13 protein-coding genes are annotated in these 17,245 nt (G+C 49.3%); 7 read left to right on the top strand and 6 right to left on the bottom strand.

Translation table 11 applies throughout. The annotated features are described in order from the left end of the window. Positions 1 to 25: 25 nt before the first annotated feature. From rpsA to rfaE1, 6 genes are all read left to right on the top strand, one after another. The gene (rpsA, locus tag HQ393_RS05220; RefSeq protein WP_246307959.1) at positions 26 to 1,720 is read left to right on the top strand and encodes a 30S ribosomal protein S1; all 1,695 of its coding nucleotides are present in this window, start codon (positions 26 to 28) and stop codon (positions 1,718 to 1,720) included. Between the two features lie 28 nt (positions 1,721 to 1,748). After that, positions 1,749 to 2,033, top strand: coding sequence for an integration host factor subunit beta (locus tag HQ393_RS05215; protein ID WP_179357783.1), 285 nt, complete (start codon positions 1,749 to 1,751; stop codon positions 2,031 to 2,033). A 116-nt stretch (positions 2,034 to 2,149) separates the two neighbouring features. Further along, positions 2,150 to 2,452 carry a LapA family protein gene (locus tag HQ393_RS05210; protein WP_179357782.1) on the top strand — a complete coding sequence of 101 codons (303 nt, stop codon included), beginning with the start codon at positions 2,150 to 2,152 and terminating at the stop codon, positions 2,450 to 2,452. A gap of 2 nt (positions 2,453 to 2,454) precedes the next feature. After that, positions 2,455 to 3,630, top strand: a complete 1,176-nt coding sequence (lapB, locus tag HQ393_RS05205) for a lipopolysaccharide assembly protein LapB (RefSeq protein ID WP_179357781.1) — start codon at positions 2,455 to 2,457, stop codon at positions 3,628 to 3,630. Positions 3,631 to 3,663: 33 nt separating this feature from the next. Then, positions 3,664 to 4,362, top strand: coding sequence for an orotidine-5'-phosphate decarboxylase (gene pyrF / locus HQ393_RS05200; protein WP_179357780.1), 699 nt, complete (start codon positions 3,664 to 3,666; stop codon positions 4,360 to 4,362). Positions 4,363 to 4,377: 15 nt separating this feature from the next. After that, positions 4,378 to 5,301, top strand: coding sequence for a D-glycero-beta-D-manno-heptose-7-phosphate kinase (gene rfaE1 / locus HQ393_RS05195; RefSeq protein ID WP_179357779.1), 924 nt, complete (start codon positions 4,378 to 4,380; stop codon positions 5,299 to 5,301). A gap of 89 nt (positions 5,302 to 5,390) precedes the next feature. Here the strand turns inward: rfaE1 and HQ393_RS05190 are convergent, their stop codons facing one another. The 3 genes from HQ393_RS05190 to HQ393_RS05180 all read right to left on the bottom strand — a co-directional run bounded on the left by HQ393_RS05190 (position 5,391) and on the right by HQ393_RS05180 (position 9,020). After that, positions 5,391 to 5,693, bottom strand: a complete 303-nt coding sequence (locus HQ393_RS05190) for a DUF2917 domain-containing protein (RefSeq protein ID WP_179357778.1) — start codon at positions 5,691 to 5,693, stop codon at positions 5,391 to 5,393. Positions 5,694 to 5,870: 177 nt separating this feature from the next. Further along, positions 5,871 to 7,781 (bottom strand): bifunctional tRNA (5-methylaminomethyl-2-thiouridine)(34)-methyltransferase MnmC2/FAD-dependent 5-carboxymethylaminomethyl-2-thiouridine(34) oxidoreductase MnmC1, encoded by a 1,911-nt coding sequence (mnmC, locus tag HQ393_RS05185; RefSeq protein WP_179357777.1) that lies wholly within the window; start codon positions 7,779 to 7,781, stop codon positions 5,871 to 5,873. A 9-nt stretch (positions 7,782 to 7,790) separates the two neighbouring features. After that, a complete protein-coding gene (locus HQ393_RS05180) occupies positions 7,791 to 9,020 on the bottom strand; it encodes an MFS transporter (RefSeq protein ID WP_179357776.1) in 1,230 nt (409 codons plus the stop codon). Between the two features lie 177 nt (positions 9,021 to 9,197). Here HQ393_RS05180 and HQ393_RS05175 point away from each other — a divergent pair, with 177 nt between their 5' ends. Next, positions 9,198 to 9,500, top strand: coding sequence for an HU family DNA-binding protein (locus tag HQ393_RS05175; protein WP_179357775.1), 303 nt, complete (start codon positions 9,198 to 9,200; stop codon positions 9,498 to 9,500). Between the two features lie 121 nt (positions 9,501 to 9,621). Here the strand turns inward: HQ393_RS05175 and lysS are convergent, their stop codons facing one another. From lysS to HQ393_RS05160, 3 genes are all read right to left on the bottom strand, one after another. Beyond that, complete coding sequence (gene lysS, locus HQ393_RS05170; RefSeq protein ID WP_179357774.1) at positions 9,622 to 11,136, bottom strand: lysine--tRNA ligase; 1,515 nt, start codon at positions 11,134 to 11,136, stop codon at positions 9,622 to 9,624. A gap of 75 nt (positions 11,137 to 11,211) precedes the next feature. Continuing rightward, complete coding sequence (gene prfB, locus HQ393_RS05165) at positions 11,212 to 12,315, bottom strand: peptide chain release factor 2 (RefSeq protein WP_179357773.1); 1,104 nt, start codon at positions 12,313 to 12,315, stop codon at positions 11,212 to 11,214. A gap of 78 nt (positions 12,316 to 12,393) precedes the next feature. Then, complete coding sequence (locus HQ393_RS05160; RefSeq protein ID WP_179357772.1) at positions 12,394 to 17,118, bottom strand: NAD-glutamate dehydrogenase; 4,725 nt, start codon at positions 17,116 to 17,118, stop codon at positions 12,394 to 12,396. Between the last annotated feature and the right edge of the window lie 127 nt (positions 17,119 to 17,245).

Here is a 17,245-nt window from a genome sequence, read left to right as displayed (position 1 = left end):
CGACAGCAAATGGAATTTTCCACTAATGACTACCGCTACTATGGAAAGCTTTGCAGCCCTGTTTGAGGAAAGCCTAACCCGTCAAGAAATGCGTTCGGGTGAAGTGATTACTGCCGAGGTTGTAGGCATCGACAGCAACTTTGTTACTGTAAATGCAGGTCTGAAATCTGAGTCACTGATTCCTCTGGAAGAGTTCAAAAACGACAACGGTGAAGTTGACGTTAAGATCGGTGATTTCGTACCAGTTGCAATCGATAGCCTCGAAAACGGTTACGGCGAAACTAAGCTTTCTCGCGAAAAAGCCAAACGTCTGGCTTCTTGGATCGAATTGGAAGACTGCCTGGAACGTGGCGAAATCATGTCTGGCGTTATTTCCGGTAAAGTTAAAGGCGGCTTGACTGTGATGGTTAACGGTCTGCGCGCTTTCTTGCCAGGCTCACTGGTTGACATTCGTCCAGTAAAAGACACTACTCCATACGAAGGCAAACAAGTTGAATTCAAAGTAATCAAACTTGATCGCAAACGTAACAACGTGGTTGTTTCTCGTCGTGCCGTTCTGGAAGATTCTCTGGGCGAAGAGCGTCAGAAATTGCTAGAAACCTTGAAAGAAGGTTCTATCGTTAAGGGTATCGTTAAAAATATCACTGACTACGGTGCATTCGTTGATCTGGGCGGTATTGATGGTCTGTTGCACATCACTGACTTGGCTTGGCGCCGTGTTAAACACCCATCTGAAGTATTGGCAGTGGGTGATGAACTTGAAGCTAAAGTTCTGAAATTCGATCAAGACAAAAACCGCGTATCTCTCGGCCTGAAACAATTGGGCGAAGATCCATGGGTGGGTCTGTCACGTCGTTACCCATCGGGTACTCGCATGTTCGGTAAAGTGACTAACCTCACTGACTACGGTTCATTCGTAGAAATCGAACAAGGTATCGAAGGTCTGGTACACGTTTCTGAAATGGATTGGACAAACAAAAACGTTCACCCATCTAAAGTAGTTTCTTTGGGTGATGAAGTTGAAGTGATGATCCTTGATATCGATGAAGACAAACGTCGCATCAGCTTGGGCATGAAACAGTGCATGGCTAATCCATGGGACGATTTCGCTGCTAACTTCAAGAAAGGCGACAAACTGAAAGGCGCGATCAAATCGATCACCGATTTCGGCGTGTTTGTAGGCTTGGCTGGTGGCATCGATGGTCTGGTTCACTTGTCTGATTTGTCTTGGAACGTTGCTGGTGAAGAAGCGGTTCGCAACTTCAAGAAAGGCGACGAAGTTGAAGCTATGGTTCTCTCTATCGACGTAGAGAAAGAGCGCATCAGCCTCGGCATCAAACAAATGGAAGGTGATCCATTCAACAACTACATCTCTCAATCTGACAAAGGTGCAATCGTTAAGGGTATCGTTAAATCCCTCGACGCTAAAGGCGCTGTAGTTACATTGTCTGAAGAAGTTGAAGGTTACCTGCGCTCAACTGAAGTTTCACGTGATCGCGTTGAAGATATCCGCACCGTTCTGAAAGAAGGTGATGAAGTTGAAGCGCAAATCATCAACGTGGATCGCAAAACTCGCACTATCAACCTGTCTATCAAAGCAAAAGACAGCGCTGATCAGTCTGAGGCGATGAGCAAATTGTCTTCTACAATCGAAGGCAATGCTGGTACAACAAGCTTGGGCGCGTTGTTGAAAGCTAAATTGTCAGGTTCTGCTGAATAAGCCTTTTTGATAGGGATTACAGTAGAAAATGACCAAGTCAGAACTCATCGCAAAACTGGCCGAACGCTATCCACAGCTGGTAGCCAAAGATGCGGAGTTAGCCGTGAAGACGATGCTCGATGCAATGGCGCGTAGCCTTGCACAGGGTCAACGTATCGAAATCCGCGGATTTGGCAGCTTCGACCTGAACTACCGCCCGCCAAGAACGGGGCGCAACCCAAAATCGGGCACCAAAGTATCGGTTCCGGAAAAGTTTGTGCCACACTTCAAGGCTGGTAAAGAGCTACGTGAACGCGTCGATTCAGAAGCGTAAAAATTGAGCTAGCTAAAAAAGGCGACATCGATGATGTCGCCTTTTTTCTTGCCTGCGTGCGAAGAGGGCTTGCTTAAAATAAGCTACAATATAGGCAAACTATCTGGAGTTACTTCATGCACTATTTAAGCTGGATGATTAAGCTTTTGGTCTTTGTGGTTTTGTTCGGTTTTGCAATGCATAACGCCGCGCCTATCGATTTGCATTTCTTTTTGGGTTATGCGTGGAATGCACCGCTCGCAATGATTTTATTGGTTTTTTTTGTTATTGGCGCGGCATTTGGTATTTTGGCCAGTTTTGGCCAAGTTATTCGGTTGCGACGCGAGTTGGTGCAACTGCGTAAAGTAAGTCGCACTCAGACACCCGCTCCGCAATCTCAAGCGGACCAAATCTTAGAACAACCTAAAGATGCTATTTAATAATGATTGAGATCCAATATTGGTGGTTCGCAGTTTTACCTTTGTTTTTTGGTTTAGGTTGGTTAGCTGCACGCGTTGATATTAAGCACGTTATTGCGCAAAGCAAATCTTTACCTGCGGCGTATTTTAAAGGGCTTAATCACTTGCTCTCGGGCGAAACACATAAAGCCATCGAAGTTTATGTGGACATAGCCAAAAATCATCAAGAGACCATTGAGCTGCAATTTACACTTGGGCATTTGTTTCGTCGCCGGGGGGAGCTTGAGCGTGCCATTCGCATGCATCAAAAGCTTTTAGCTCGCAGAGATTTGAACGTAGCTCAAAAAGAGCAAGCTCAACTGGATTTAGCGGTCGACTTTATTAAATCAGGCCTTTTTGATCGCGCTGAAAATTTATTGCATGAATTGTCGGGAACGAATGCGGCACGGCAGGCACGCATAGAATTACTAGCCATTTACCAGCAAGAGCATGAATGGCAAAAGGCAATTGAAATTGCACAGCAATTGCGCGATGAAAGTCATACTTACCAGCACGAAATTGCCCAGTTTAAATGTGAGCAAGCCGCTGCTGCGTTGGTGCGAAATCAGGTGGATCTGGCGCGTGGATTTTTAGATGATGCTTTAAATTCGCATCGACAATGTGTTCGTGCACGATTAATGCAGGGTGAAATTTTATTTGCCGAGGATAAATACAAAGAAGCGGTAGAGCAATGGCTACTGATTGAATCACAGGATGTATATTATCTCGCCCTCGTAGCAAGAAATATTCTAAATGCATACGAAAAACTCGGCCAAATTTCTGAGGGGATTGCATTATTAATGCGCTATTTACAGCGCTACCCTGAGTTAGATGTACTTGATTTGATTTACGAGCAATTAATTGCAACGCAAGGCATTGAAGTTGCCCATCAATTTGTTCGTGATCGTTTGCGTGAAAGCCCTTCAATGTCGGGTTTGCGTAAATTATTAGAAGCGCACTTATTGGTCGCACCTGATGATCAAAAGCCAGAAATTGAAATGATAGGCAAATTACTGCACGACAATACACGCGAACACAGTATGTATTACTGCCGTGAATGCGGCTTCAAAACGCGGCAGTTTTTCTGGCATTGCCCGGGGTGTAATGGCTGGGAAACCTACGCTCCGATTCGTGGCAAACGCCGTCAGTCTGCACAGTAATTAGTTAAAAAATAGCACTAAAAAGAGAAATTTATGACCCTAGATCCCCGTGTCGTTGTGGCACTTGATTTTTCAACCGCAGACGCAGCTCTGGCTTTTGCTGATACGGTTACGCCGCAATTATGTCGCCTCAAAGTCGGGAAAGAATTATTTACTGCATCTGGTCCGCAATTGGTTGAAACTCTGGTTGCCAAAGGCTTTGATGTGTTTCTGGATTTAAAGTTTCATGACATCCCCAATACGGTAGCGCAAGCATGCAAGATGGCTGCTGAGCTTGGCGTCTGGATGGTTAATGTGCACGCGTCTGGTGGTCGTAAAATGATGGAAACGACCCGCGAAACTTTAGAAAAACTACCGCAACGCCCATTGTTGATCGCGGTCACCGTATTAACCAGTATGGGGCGTTCTGAATTGGCAGAATTAGGGCTTGATGTTGAGCCTGCTGTGCAAGTCGAGCGACTGGCTCGTCTCACTCAATCATGCGGCTTGGATGGCGTGGTGTGCTCAGCGCAGGAAGCTGCGCTGCTCAAAGCTGCATGCGGACAGTCATTTAAATTGATCACGCCAGGTATTCGGCCTGCGGATGCGGCAGCCAATGATCAAACTCGAATCATGACTCCCGCCGCAGCCATTGCGGCTGGCTCGGATTATTTGGTCATTGGTCGACCTATCACGCAAAGTGCGGATCCGATTGCAACCTTGAAATCTATCAATGCGTCGTTGTTGGCGTAAATCTGGTACGTATCGATGCAGATTAAAGAAAGAGTAAAAGCAGCCCGAGTGCTTGTTGTGGGCGATGTCATGTTAGACCGTTATTGGTTTGGCAATGTCGATCGGATTTCCCCTGAGGCGCCAGTGCCAGTTGCAAAAATCAATAAAACCGATGAGCGTGCCGGTGGTGCCGCCAATGTGGCGCGGAATATTGTCGCACTAGGTGGCCAAGCAAAATTGCTTTCGGTGATTGGTGACGATGAGGCCGGCAGTAGTTTGGAGCGGCTTTTAATTCAAGCAGGCGTCGATGCCTCGTTTCATCGTGACAGTGCCATTTCCACTACGGTGAAATTGCGTGTTTTGGCGCGGCAGCAGCAATTGTTGCGAATTGATTTTGAGGATTTGCCTAGCCATGAAGTGCTTGCGGCAAAGCTGGATGAATTCAAAAAATCGCTGGCAAATACCGATGTAGTGATTTTATCTGATTATGGTAAAGGCAGCTTGGCCCATGTTTCGCTAATGATAGCCGCGGCCAAAGAGGCTGGCATTCCTGTGTTGGTTGATCCGAAGGGCGATGAATATGCTCACTATGCAGGGGCAACATTACTCACCCCGAATCGCAGCGAGTTTCGTCAAGTGGCTGGCACGTGGAAATCAGATGAGGAATTGGCTCAGAAAGCTGAGCAATTGCGCACGAAATTGCAATTAGAAGCCTTGTTGGTGACACGTAGCGAAGAGGGGATGACCCTGTTTAAATCGGGTGGCGTTGTCCATAAGCCGACGCAGGCCAGAGAGGTCTTTGACGTGTCAGGTGCAGGTGACACCGTGATCGCAACTTTGGGTTTAATGTTGGCGGCGGGTTTGGATATGCCGGAGGCGATGGATTGGTCTAATAAAGCGGCTGGCATTGTTGTCGGCAAGCTAGGTACTGCGGTCGCTACCGCCGAAGAGTTGTTTTAAATTGGCGGTAAAACCAGAACAAAACTACGCGATAAAAAAGGCACTCACAGTTTGAGTGCTTTTTTTATGGGGCAGTGACATGTAATTGATCAAATCGTTTTAATCTCTGGCCGATGAGCCCAGTGGCGCAATGCATTGCTGCCGTGCTCAAGCATTAGTTGCCAGATGCTGTGTGTGATTGTCTGCGGCGACCGGATTGCCAGGCGACTTTCTTGCAAGGATTCAATCACGACCAAGCGATCGCTACAAATTTGCCATTTCTCACCACGCTGCAATACCACATCGTGGCCGTCATCACTAATCCACACTGTGCCTTGTTCGCATGCAATCCATTGTTGGGCGTTGCCACTTACGCTGGCGAGACTTTGTTGGGGTAAGAAAATGGTTTGCATGATGAATCTCCAGATCGTTTCTTGATGGAGAAAGATTACGCCTGTACCAGGAAAAGAATTAGACCCACAACTGTATTGGAATTATGGGTACAGCACCTGCTGTTTTGAAAACTGTACTGCTCGCCTTGTGATTAAACTGTTTGTAAGCTCATTTTGGCAGGTTGGAGTGCGGCACAGTTAGCCTTTCCTGAGCGTTCGCAGTAAAAAACGAGCAGGATCAATCGCATTAAGCAAGCTGCGCTCAATTGGCATGGGCTCGTGATTCAGTTGTGCGGCGATAATTTCTGCCGCTAAAGCATGCCATGTAATGCCGCGCGAACCAAATCCCAATGCACAGTACAAGCCATCCTCACGGGGCATTTGGTAGAGTTGATGCACGGACTTGAGGTCCTCATTCATGGTGTGCAATTGGCCAATTAAGGGGAGGCGATCGAGTGAATTGGGTCGGGCGCAGATGCGGGTATAGCTACGGTAGTCATTGATTGCTGGGAGCTCAGGCAGCATACGCTGCAAACTAGCAAGGTTGGCATTTTGGGTAGTGCCGGCACTATCTTCCAGGTATGGCGCAGCGCCAAGGCTGCGAAAGCCATTCCATTCCGCTGTAAGATAGCTTGACCCAGCGCAGCTGGGGAGGGCGCTGGGCACCGTATCGGCTGGAATTTGTGTCACCGCGCGCCAACTTTCACTGAGTGGCAAATACTGATCTGGCCATAATTGCAGTGCAGCTGTTGCATTTGCCAAAATTAATATGGGGCTTTGTGCGATGCAGTCATTTTTTTCGTCGTAGACATGCCACATGCCAGTTTCGTATTTGATAGCAGCAATAGGGGTATTGATTTGAAGACTAATATTTGAATGGCCTTGTTGCAGATACCCTTCGCATAAGCTGCGAGGATTAAGCCAGGCAGCCTCTGCAAACCACCACCCGCCACGTGCTGGGCGGGTACCCAATTGCAATTGGGCTTCATCCGCGTTCAGGTATTGCACCATGGTAGGGGGATATTGCAGGCTAGCCACAATTTCTTGCATTAGCATTTCTTGTGCGTCATCTTTGGCAATTTGAAATTGCCCAGCGAGGCCAAACTGTACTGGTGTGTTTTCGCAATGCAGCTGAAGTAAATGCTGACGCGTGATCGCAAAGCCTTGGCGTGACAGTCTGGCTAAAGCATTGTCATCCATACTGAAAGTCGGGTGGCAAAGACCGATATGATTGCCCGATGCTTTTTGAGCGATCTCACTTTCTGCTTCAAATATCTGTACCTGCCAGTCGCGTCGCGCCAAGCTGGCGGCTATGGCGCAGCCAGCCATGCCCGCACCGATCACGATCGCTGATTGTTCGCCGCTACAAACTTCAGGTGCTCTTTGGCGAATAATGCGCGGGGCTCGGGGTAGTCGTGCGCAATGGCCGACCAGCATTTGGCGCTTATTGGCAAAGCCTGCCACTTTCTGCACGGCAAAGCCCGCCTCGGTTAATTCACGACGAACGTGGCCTGAGACGGTGTAGGTTGCTAGGGTGGTTTCCGCTTTGCACAAGCGCCAGAGTGCTTTGAACACCGGTAAGCACCACATTTCTGGGTTTTTGCTGGGCGAAAATCCATCCAAATAAATTGCATCGACCTTGGCGACTACCTCGTGCAGCATAGGCAAAGCGTCGCCAAACAATAGCGTCAAGGTGACGCACCCGTTGTCGAGGTAGATGCGATGAAATCCAGGCGTTAAGTGTGGCCAGTGTTGCAGCAGCTCGGTACTTAATGTCGCAAATTCAGGATAGTGCCGATGAAGCTTGGCTAAGTCATCGCGGCTAAATGGAAACTGCTCCACCGATAGAAAGTGTAATCGAGCAGAGCGCCGTGCATCATTGCGCCATGCTTGCCAAGTGGTCAAAAAGCTTATCCCTTGCCCAAAACCCGTTTCAATAATCGTGAAACTATCTTTATTTTGCCAACGTTGTGGAAGTTGGTTGCCCGCCAGAAATACGGACAGCGCCTGCGCTTTGGCGCCATGAGCTGCATGATAAACATCATTAAAGCGACTGGAGTAAAGTGTGGTGCCATCGCTGGCGTATTCGAGCTGGGCGGCTTGGATCATGCAAATCACTTAGGCGGCTACTTCACCGTGAGCGCCGCGCAAAAACTCGCGACGCGCCCAGAGTGCAATCAGGCCGGATACGAAACAAATCAGCACAAAGCTGGCGTTGCCCCAATGGGCATAAGCCCATTTTAACAGCTCAATGCCACTGGCAAATACGACCATGTTAAACATTCCGAGCGAGGCTGCGACGGTGCCTTTGTTTTGATCGCTCGAAAACAAGGTGAGCCGATAGAGCGCGGCATTGATCATGCCCATGCCAAGTGCAGCAAAGCCCATGCAGGCAATGAGGCATAGCCAGTTTTGTGGTGCTATGACTAAATACAAAGCACCAATGAGCCCGATCATCATTGGCCAAGTTCCCAGCCTGATTAAGCGATAAATAGGTATGGTAACGACAAATTTGGCCAAAATAATATTGCCAATAATGAGGCCTGCGAAAACAGGAATTTGCCACAGGCCATAATCAAAGGTGCTTAGGCCAGCTTTTTGCATCAAAACCACCGGCGCTAAGGCAATCCAGCCGAGCAGTGGCAGGCAATTTAGCCCCAGCGCTAGGCCGCCAAGCCGGAAGCGGCGATTTTGAAAGACTAATTTGTATTCTTGCCAGAGCGTATTGATGCGTAGCGGACTAGTCACCTTGGGTGAGCTCTCGGGCATTTTGAACCAAAGGCCTAGTAGCGACAGTACAGATACAATCGCGACCACGATAAAGATCCAACGCCAATCGGCAACTAACAGCACGCCCGCGCCCGCTACAGGCCCAATCAGCGGTGCGATCAAGGCCACATTGGCCATCATCGCCATGACGCGCACGGCGAGTGTTTCAGAGAAGCTCTCCTGTATTGATGCATAACCCACGGCGCCAATGAAGCACAGGCCGATACCCTGTAAAAATCGGAAAAACAAAAATGCTGCAAATGTTTCTACCCATAGGATGCCGATACAGGCAAAGGTAAAAAATAAAACGCCCGACAACATCACGGGGCGGCGTCCCACTCGATCGGATAAGGGGCCAAGTAACCATTGCAGGCTGGCGCCACCGAGTAGGCTCAATGTCATGGCGGATGGGATTAGCGTTGGATCGGCGCCAAACTCATGTACGACGGCGGGCATGCCAGGCAAGATCATGTCGTTTGAAATGTAGGTTGCAAATTCAAACAGCACCAAGGCGAGGGGAAAGAGTAGGGTGGACCAGGTCAGTCGGGTAATGATGGGGGGCTGGGAAGACGTGGTCATAAGATGCTCAAGCTTGCAAAGCAGTATTTTCCCAGTATGTAGGGCGTAACACACGGTAAAAATTACATTGGCATTGGTTTTTTTGCAAACTATTGGCTTGTCATGCATAAACCATTAGCTGAATTTTCGCTCGGTGCTGCATAATTACTGTCATCACAACGCAAGGGTAAAGACAAAATGACAAAAACAGAGTTGATTGCAATTGTTCATAATTTGGCCAGTATTGAACATCCTGAGCTAAGCAAAAAAGCGGTTGCGGCCTTAATTGATACCTTGTCCGAAGTGATTACTGCGACGGTGAGTGGCGGTGGCGATGTGACTTTGCCGAATGTGGGAAAAATTGCACTGAAGGCGCGTGATGCTCGCGTGGGTCGCAATCCTCGCACGGGCGAGGCGGTGCAGATTCCAGCGAAGAAAGTGTTGAAATTTACCCCTGCGAAAGCTTTGAAAGATGCAGTGGCCGCTCAGTCAGCCGAATAAGCTTTGACGACAAATTGATCGAGCAATAAAAAACCGGCTTAATGCCGGTTTTTTATTGCTTCACCGGAGTATCAGTCGGCGGGCTTTAATGGTAAAGGCACGCCGACTGTTACCCTGCGAATTAGTCTTCAAGACGCATTTGCGGGAACAAGATCACATCGCGGATGCTCGGTGCGTCAGTCAGTAACATCACCAAGCGATCGATACCAATGCCGCAGCCGCCAGTTGGCGCCATGCCGTGCTCTAGTGCACGGATATAATCCGCGTCAAAATGCATTGCCTCGTCGTCGCCAGCTTCCTTCAGGTCGACTTGAGCTTGGAAGCGCGCCGCTTGATCTTCTGGATCATTTAACTCTGAGTAGCCATTGGCGTGTTCGCGACCAACGATAAACAGCTCAAAACGTTCGGTGATGCCGGCTTGCGTATCAGAAGCGCGCGCCAATGGCGATACTTCGGCAGGGTAGTCAACGATGAAGGTTGGCTCCCACAATTTACCCTCGGTGTTTTCTTCAAACAGGCTCAGTTGTAGGCCGCCGATGCCGTCGGTCAATACTGGTTTGCCGCCCAAGCGCGCGATTTCGGCTTTCAGGAATGCGCGATCGTTCAGTTGTTCGTCGGTGTATTCTGGGTTGTAGTGCTTGATCGCACCGGCAATTGTGAAGCGGGCAAATGGCTTAGACAGGTCTACTGTTTTGCCTTGATACGTAATCACGGCATGGCCAGTGGCTTCAATCGCGCAGGCGCGAATAATGCCTTCTGACATATCCATCATGCGTTGGTAATCGGCGTACGCTTCGTAGAACTCGATCATCGTGAATTCTGGATTGTGACGCGTGCTCATGCCTTCATTGCGGAAAGAGCGGTTGATTTCGAATACACGCTCCAGACCACCTACCACCAAGCGTTTCAGGTACAGCTCGGGTGCAATGCGCAGATACAGCGGCATATCGAGTGCGTTATGGTGCGTTACGAATGGCTTAGCCGTTGCACCGCCTGGGATGCTGTGCATCATTGGCGTTTCAACTTCAAGGTAGCGTTGCTCAACCATGAATTCGCGCAGGCGTTGAACGATTTTTGAGCGCTTGATAAAGGTATTACGAGATTGCTCATTCGTAATCAGATCGATATAGCGCTGACGGTATTTGGTTTCTTGGTCGGTTAGACCGTGGAATTTCTCTGGCAGCGGACGCAGCGATTTGGTCAGCAGGCGCAATTCAGATACATGCACTGACAATTCGCCAGTTTTGGTTTTCATCAAGGTGCCGCGCGCAGCAACGATGTCGCCCATGTCCCAAGTTTTAAAATCGGCGTAAACGTCTTCACCCACGGCTTGACCGCTAATGTAGAACTGAATGCGACCCGAAACGTCTTGGATCGTGATAAAACTGGCTTTGCCCATCACGCGCTTGAGCATGATGCGGCCGGCCACGGATACCTCCACTTTTTGCGCTTCGAGCGGCTCTTTTTCGATTTCGCCGTATTGCGCAGCCAAGTCGGCTGCTAAGTGCTCACGCTTGAAATCATTCGGGAAAGCAATGCCGCGTTCGCGAATGGCAGCGAGCTTAGCGCGACGTTCAGCGATAATCTGGTTTTCATCTTGAGTAATGATTTGTTCTTCTGAAGATGGATTTGACATGAGGTATTTGCCTGCAAGTTAATATTTATATGGATTTGCGGCAGATACACTTGCATGTATCTGCCGCAATCAAACTTAAACGCCTTGTTTTAAGCTCGCTTCAATAAAGCCATCGAGGTCGCCATCCATGACGCCTTTGATGTTGCCCACCTCATAACTGGTGCGCAGATCTTTGATGCGGCTTTGATCGAATACATACGAGCGAATCTGATGTCCCCAGCCGATATCGGACTTGGTGGCTTCCAGTGATTGCTGCGCTTCCATGCGTTTACGCAATTCCAGCTCATACAATTTCGCGCGCAGCATTTTCCATGCTTCATCGCGGTTTTTGTGTTGCGAGCGGTCGTTCTGGCATTGCACGACGGTATTGGTTGGAATGTGCGTCAAACGAACGGCTGAATCGGTTTTATTAATGTGCTGACCACCCGCGCCTGATGCGCGATAGGTGTCGGTACGAACATCTGACGGATTAATGTCGATTTCAAAGCTATCGTCCACTTCAGGGTAAACGAATACAGACGCAAACGAAGTGTGACGGCGGTTGTTTGAGTCGTACGGTGAGCAGCGAACCAGGCGGTGAACGCCAGTTTCAGTGCGCAAAAAGCCGTAAGCGTAATCACCAGTCAGCTTAATCGTTGCTTGGCTGACACCCACGATGTCGCCATCCGATTGCTCCATCACTTCAACACCAAAGCCCTTACGCTCGCCGTAGCGCACGTACATCCGCAGCAACATACCAGCCCAGTCTTGTGCTTCGGTGCCGCCTGCACCCGACTGAATATCGATAAAGCAGGGCATGGGGTCCATTGGGTTGTTAAACATGCAACGGAATTCAAGCTTGGCGATTTCAGCCTCAAGCTCAATGTAATCGGCGCCAATGACTTCGATCGTGCCGAAGTCATCTTCCATCTTGGCCATTTCAAACAGCTCAAGCGCGTCGGTGACGCCGCCGCATACGCGATCGAGCACATGAACGACGTCTTCAAGCGCTTTGCGCTCGCGACCGACTTCCTGTGCTTTTTTCGGGTCATTCCAAGTTTCAGGGGCTTCCGACAGGCGTACCACTTCTTCTAGCCGATCAACTTTAGTCGGGTAGTCTAGGTAGCGCTTGAGTTCGTCTGCGCGTGCGCCAAGCTCTTTGAGCTGGTTTTCAATCTGGTTTAGCTGTTCGCTTTCCATGCGATGTTCCGCGTCCGCTGGTGCAAAACCGCCAATTATATCAGCGTAGACGCGGTTTTTGTGAGCAATTTCATCCGCTTATTTCACGCAAAGACGGTGCCTTAATTCACGTATTGCGGCAGAAATCATCGCAAGATCAGGCGTTGCGCTACGCAAATCATTAAACATGCCTTCTATTCGCTTTAGTGCAACTGTGTGTTCGTCCAACCAATGATTCAAACAATCCTCCCCAGGGTGGGCTTGCCACACGTACTCAGTAAGACTCGTTAGCATTTGACTCAAATCATCGCGTACGGCCATGCGTGCCAATGTTTGCCAGCGATTTTCGCGAGGCAGTCGTTCGATTTCATGGTGTAGCCAATGAATATCCAAAGCGTCGCCCAGCGCCAGATGCAGCTGCAAACGCTCAGCCAATTGCCCTGTATCGTTACCTTTGCGTGCCATTTCGAGCAGGGCTTGGATTTCTTGTAGTACCAAAATCCGCATAGCCAATTCTGCAGGCACACCCGCGTTGACCCAGTCATTTTTCTGGCTCATATAGCGTGCACTACCGGCAAGCCATTCTGGCGCTTTAGGCAGGGTCAATGCTGCGCAGGTATGCAAATGATCACTTTCGGCTTTGCTGAGCGGATGTTGCAATAGCCAGCGTGCAATACGCTCGGTATAGCGTCGAATTTGCAGTTGTAGCTCGGTTTGAATCTCTGCGGGTACGAGTCCATCTAGGGCTTCTACGGCTAATGCCAGTGCCTCACCATCAAGTAGCTGCTGGGAGGTTAATAGCGCATCGACAATTTCACTCGCTGTTTGCTCGGTTTCTTCTTGCAATCTAAAAATGCAGCTCATCCCAAAACGATTAATCGCGTGATTGCATAATTGGGTTGCGATGATTTCTCGCCGCAGGGGGTGGGCAGGAATGGCACTACTAAAGCGTTCCCGTAATGTGCTGGGGAAATAGCGTGTTAATAAATCATTCCAGCGCTCTTGATCGACCAAGTCTTCAGCGAGCAACTCCTGATTAAGTACGATTTTAGCGTAGGCCAATATAACGGCTAACTCAGGGGGGTAAAGCCCCAAGCCTGCCGCTTGGCGATCGGCCAATTGACTATCAGTGGGAAGGTATTCAATCCTGCGTGAAAGCTTCCCAGTTTTTTCTAGGGTCTGCATCATACGGGTGTGGACGCTGAGTAATGATTTGGCCTGCTTGTTTTCCAGTGAAATGGCCAGTGTTTGCAGCTCGTTATCACGCAGAACGAGATGTCCAACTTCTTCTGTCATGCTCGCTAAGATGTCATTGCGTTGTTTTAGCGTTAAATCGCCTGTTGCAATTAATCGTCCAAGCAAAATTTTGATGTTAACTTCATGGTCAGAGCAATCAACGCCCGCTGAGTTATCAATGGCATCGGTGTGAATTCGCCCGCCGTGAGCGGCGTATTCAATTCGTCCTAGCTGGGTAAAGCCTAGATTGCCGCCTTCAGCAATGACTTTGCAGCGCAAATCGCGACCATCCACACGCAAGCCGTCATTGCCGCGATCATTGGCCTCGCTATGGCTTTGTGTGCAGGCTTTAACGTAAGTGCCAATGCCGCCGTTGTAGAGCAAATCGACTGGGGCTTTTAATATGGCTTGGATTAAAGCCACTGGTTCTAATTGCTCGGCTTCAATGCCAAGCAATGCACTGACTTGCGGCGAGATTGGGATGCTTTTGGCGCTACGAGGCCAAATCCCACCGCCCGCTGAAATCAGGCTGGCATCATAGTCGGCCCATGACGAGCGCGGCAAAGCAAAGAGGCGCTCCCGCTCAGTAAAGCTGCGACTCGCATCTGGAGAGGGGTCGATGAAGATATGTCGATGATCAAATGCGGCGACAAGCTGCGTGTGTGGCGAGCGCAATAGGCCGTTACCAAACACGTCGCCAGACATATCGCCGATGCCGACGGCAGTGAATGCCTCTGTTCTCGTGTTAACCCCTAGCTCGCGGAATGATCGTTCTACCGAGATCCAGGCACCGCGGGCTGTTATGCCCATTTTCTTATGGTCGTAGCCAACCGAGCCACCACTGGCAAAGGCATCGTCAAGCCAGAAACCATATTGTTGCGAAATGGCGTTGGCAATATCCGAAAAGGTCGCCGTTCCTTTGTCTGCGGCCACCACCAAATACGGGTCATCTGCGTCGCGACGACGAACATCAAGCGGTGGAATCACTACGCCATCAATCAGGTTATCAGTCAGATCAAGCAAACCACGGATAAATGTCTGATAGCAAGCAATGCCAGCTGCTTGGAATGCTTCGCGCTCGCTTGGCGGATTTTTAACAATAAACCCGCCTTTCGAGCCGACGGGCACGATGACCGTATTTTTAACCATTTGTGCTTTGACCAGCCCAAGCACTTCGGTGCGAAAATCTTCGCGTCGATCTGACCAGCGCAAGCCGCCGCGCGCCACTTTGCCGCCGCGCAAATGCACACCTTCAATTTGTGGTGAGTAGACAAAAATCTCACACATCGGCACCGGTTGCGGCATAAAGCTGATCAGTGGCGAGGCAATTTTCAGCGACAAGTATGATTTTGAATGGCCATCGACAAGCTGGAAATAATTGCTGCGCAATGTCGCGCGAATGGCTTGGATAAACCCCGTGAGGATACGTTCCTCATCGGCATTAGGGAGCACTTTTGCGGCTTGCTCGACTTCCTCCAATACAATTTCAGCTACGGCTTCTTGCTGCTCATGCGGGTGTTGCATCAGCATGAATGCATTAACAAGTTGCTTACTGTACGACGGGTATTTTAATAGGCAGTCGGCAATGCTCTCGATGGCATACTTAAAGGCGACTTGCTTGAGAAAGCGAGCGTACGCACGCAAAACAACCACTTCTCGCCACGCCAGACCTGCCACTAAGGTTAGGCGGTTGAAGCTATCGTTTTCGGCTTCGGCGTTGAACAAGGCGATAAATGCGTCGATCAGTCTGGTTCTTTCGCCTGCATCTTCCAGCGATGTATTGGCAGGTAAACGAATGCCGATATCCATAATCCACATAGTGTCGCCAGTGGACGCATTAATTTGGTACGGCCGTTCATCCGCTACCCGTAGCCCGAGGTTTTCTAGCAAAGGCAAGCAATCGGATAGCTCAATGGCTTGGTGGCGAAATAATTTAATGCGCCAAATATGGGCATTGAGTGCGCTGCCTGCACTCAGAGATACGACCAGTTTTTTTGCAGTGCGACTTTGCTCTAGTGCCTCAATATCGTGTACGGCAATCCGAGGTGAAAAATCAGAGCTATAAGCCGCTGAAAAAGCAGTTTGGTAGCGTTGAAATAATTGCGCCCCTAGCTCTTCGCCGCGCGTATGAATCAATTCGCGTCTCAGCTCGTCCGGCCAGCGCTGAGCGAGTTGCGCGATTTCCTGCTCAATTTCTTTGCTGTTATAGCTTGAGCGTGCCTCTGGCAGTCGACGAATAATATATTGAATACGCGCCAATGGCGCATCACCGAGTAAAACGGTGTATTCAGCACTGCTACCATTGAGTTTATTGAGTAATAAAGATTCGATTTTGACGCGCACTTCGGTGCTGTAGTTATCACGAGGTACAAAAACCATGACGGAAACATAGCGGCGGTAGATGTCATCCCGAAAGAACGCGCGCACCCGACTCCGTTCGTGCAGCGACACAATACCGAGCGCGATTCGGCTTAGCTCGGGGGTTTCGATTTCGATTAATTCATCACGGGGGTAGGTGTCTAGCGTGTTTAGTAGCGCCTTGCCACGATAGCCCGATAAATCCACTTGATTGAGCCTGAGCACTTCATCAATTTTTAGGCGCAAGATAGGAATTTGCCGGGGCTGGGTCGTATAGGCGCTGGCAGAATACAAGCCAATCATGCGAATCTCGCCCGTGATTTGACCTTGTTCATCGTATTGGCGCAGCAAAATAGTATCTAAATAAGCGGGCCGATGAATGATCGAGCGTCGATCTGACTTGGTAAGCATCAGTAGTCGCTCATTGGCATAAGCAATGTCGCGTAATTCGGCGCTTAAACTGGACCATATCTTGGATGTGGCATTGCTACCACTGTCGCGCAACAAACCTAGGCCAGTATTGGCTTGAGCAATCAGTTCACCTGCTTCAAATGCATATTGTCTAACACCCAGAAAAACATAGTGGCCTGCCAATAACCATTCAATAAATGCAATAGTCTCTTTGATGTTGTGAGCTGGCAGCGGGCTAGGGTGCAGGCGGAGATTCTCTAGGGCTTGAGCTACGCAGCTGGCCATTTTTGACCAGTCGTTTACCGCGGCGCTGATTGCGCTGAGCGCATCTTTGATTTGCGTCTCTAGTAGCAAGAGTTGCTGCGGGTCACTGATGCGAGTGATTTCAAAATGCATCCAGGACTCTTTAATTGCGGTACTTTCAAGCTCTGCAATTTGCCCCTGCGTATCACGCTGAATAGTTAATACCGGATGTATGACCGTGAAGGCATTGTATTTTAATCTGTTCAGAGCCATACCCACTGAATCAACCAAAAAGGGCATGTCATCGGTAATGATCTCTATGACCGTGTGCGCGCACTCCCACCCATGTTCGTTTTGGTTGGGATTGTAAATTCTGAGGCACGGTTGATCGGGGGGTCTTTTTTGTCCAAAGCGCCAATGAGCCAGTAGTGCGCCGCCCCAGTCTTCGGTGCTACGCTCACTCCACTCATCTTCTGGTGTGTCGGCGAAATATTGCGCGATCAGATGATCAATATTTTGAAGCCCTTGCTGCAGCATCCAATCATGTAATTGTTCAAAACGTGGCTGTATGGACATGGACTGACCTTTCAGTGCTTGATGTTTGCACTCTAGTTCTTAAAAAGCAGAATCTCTACTAGGATTAACCAAACCCTCTTGGTTTTTATTTGGTCAAAAAGTTCAAACAAAACAGGGGGGTAGGTGA

This window comes from Chitinibacter bivalviorum (genome assembly GCF_013403565.1).
Classification (GTDB): domain Bacteria; phylum Pseudomonadota; class Gammaproteobacteria; order Burkholderiales; family Chitinibacteraceae; genus Chitinibacter; species Chitinibacter bivalviorum.
This window is presented reverse-complemented; position numbering and strand designations above follow the sequence as displayed.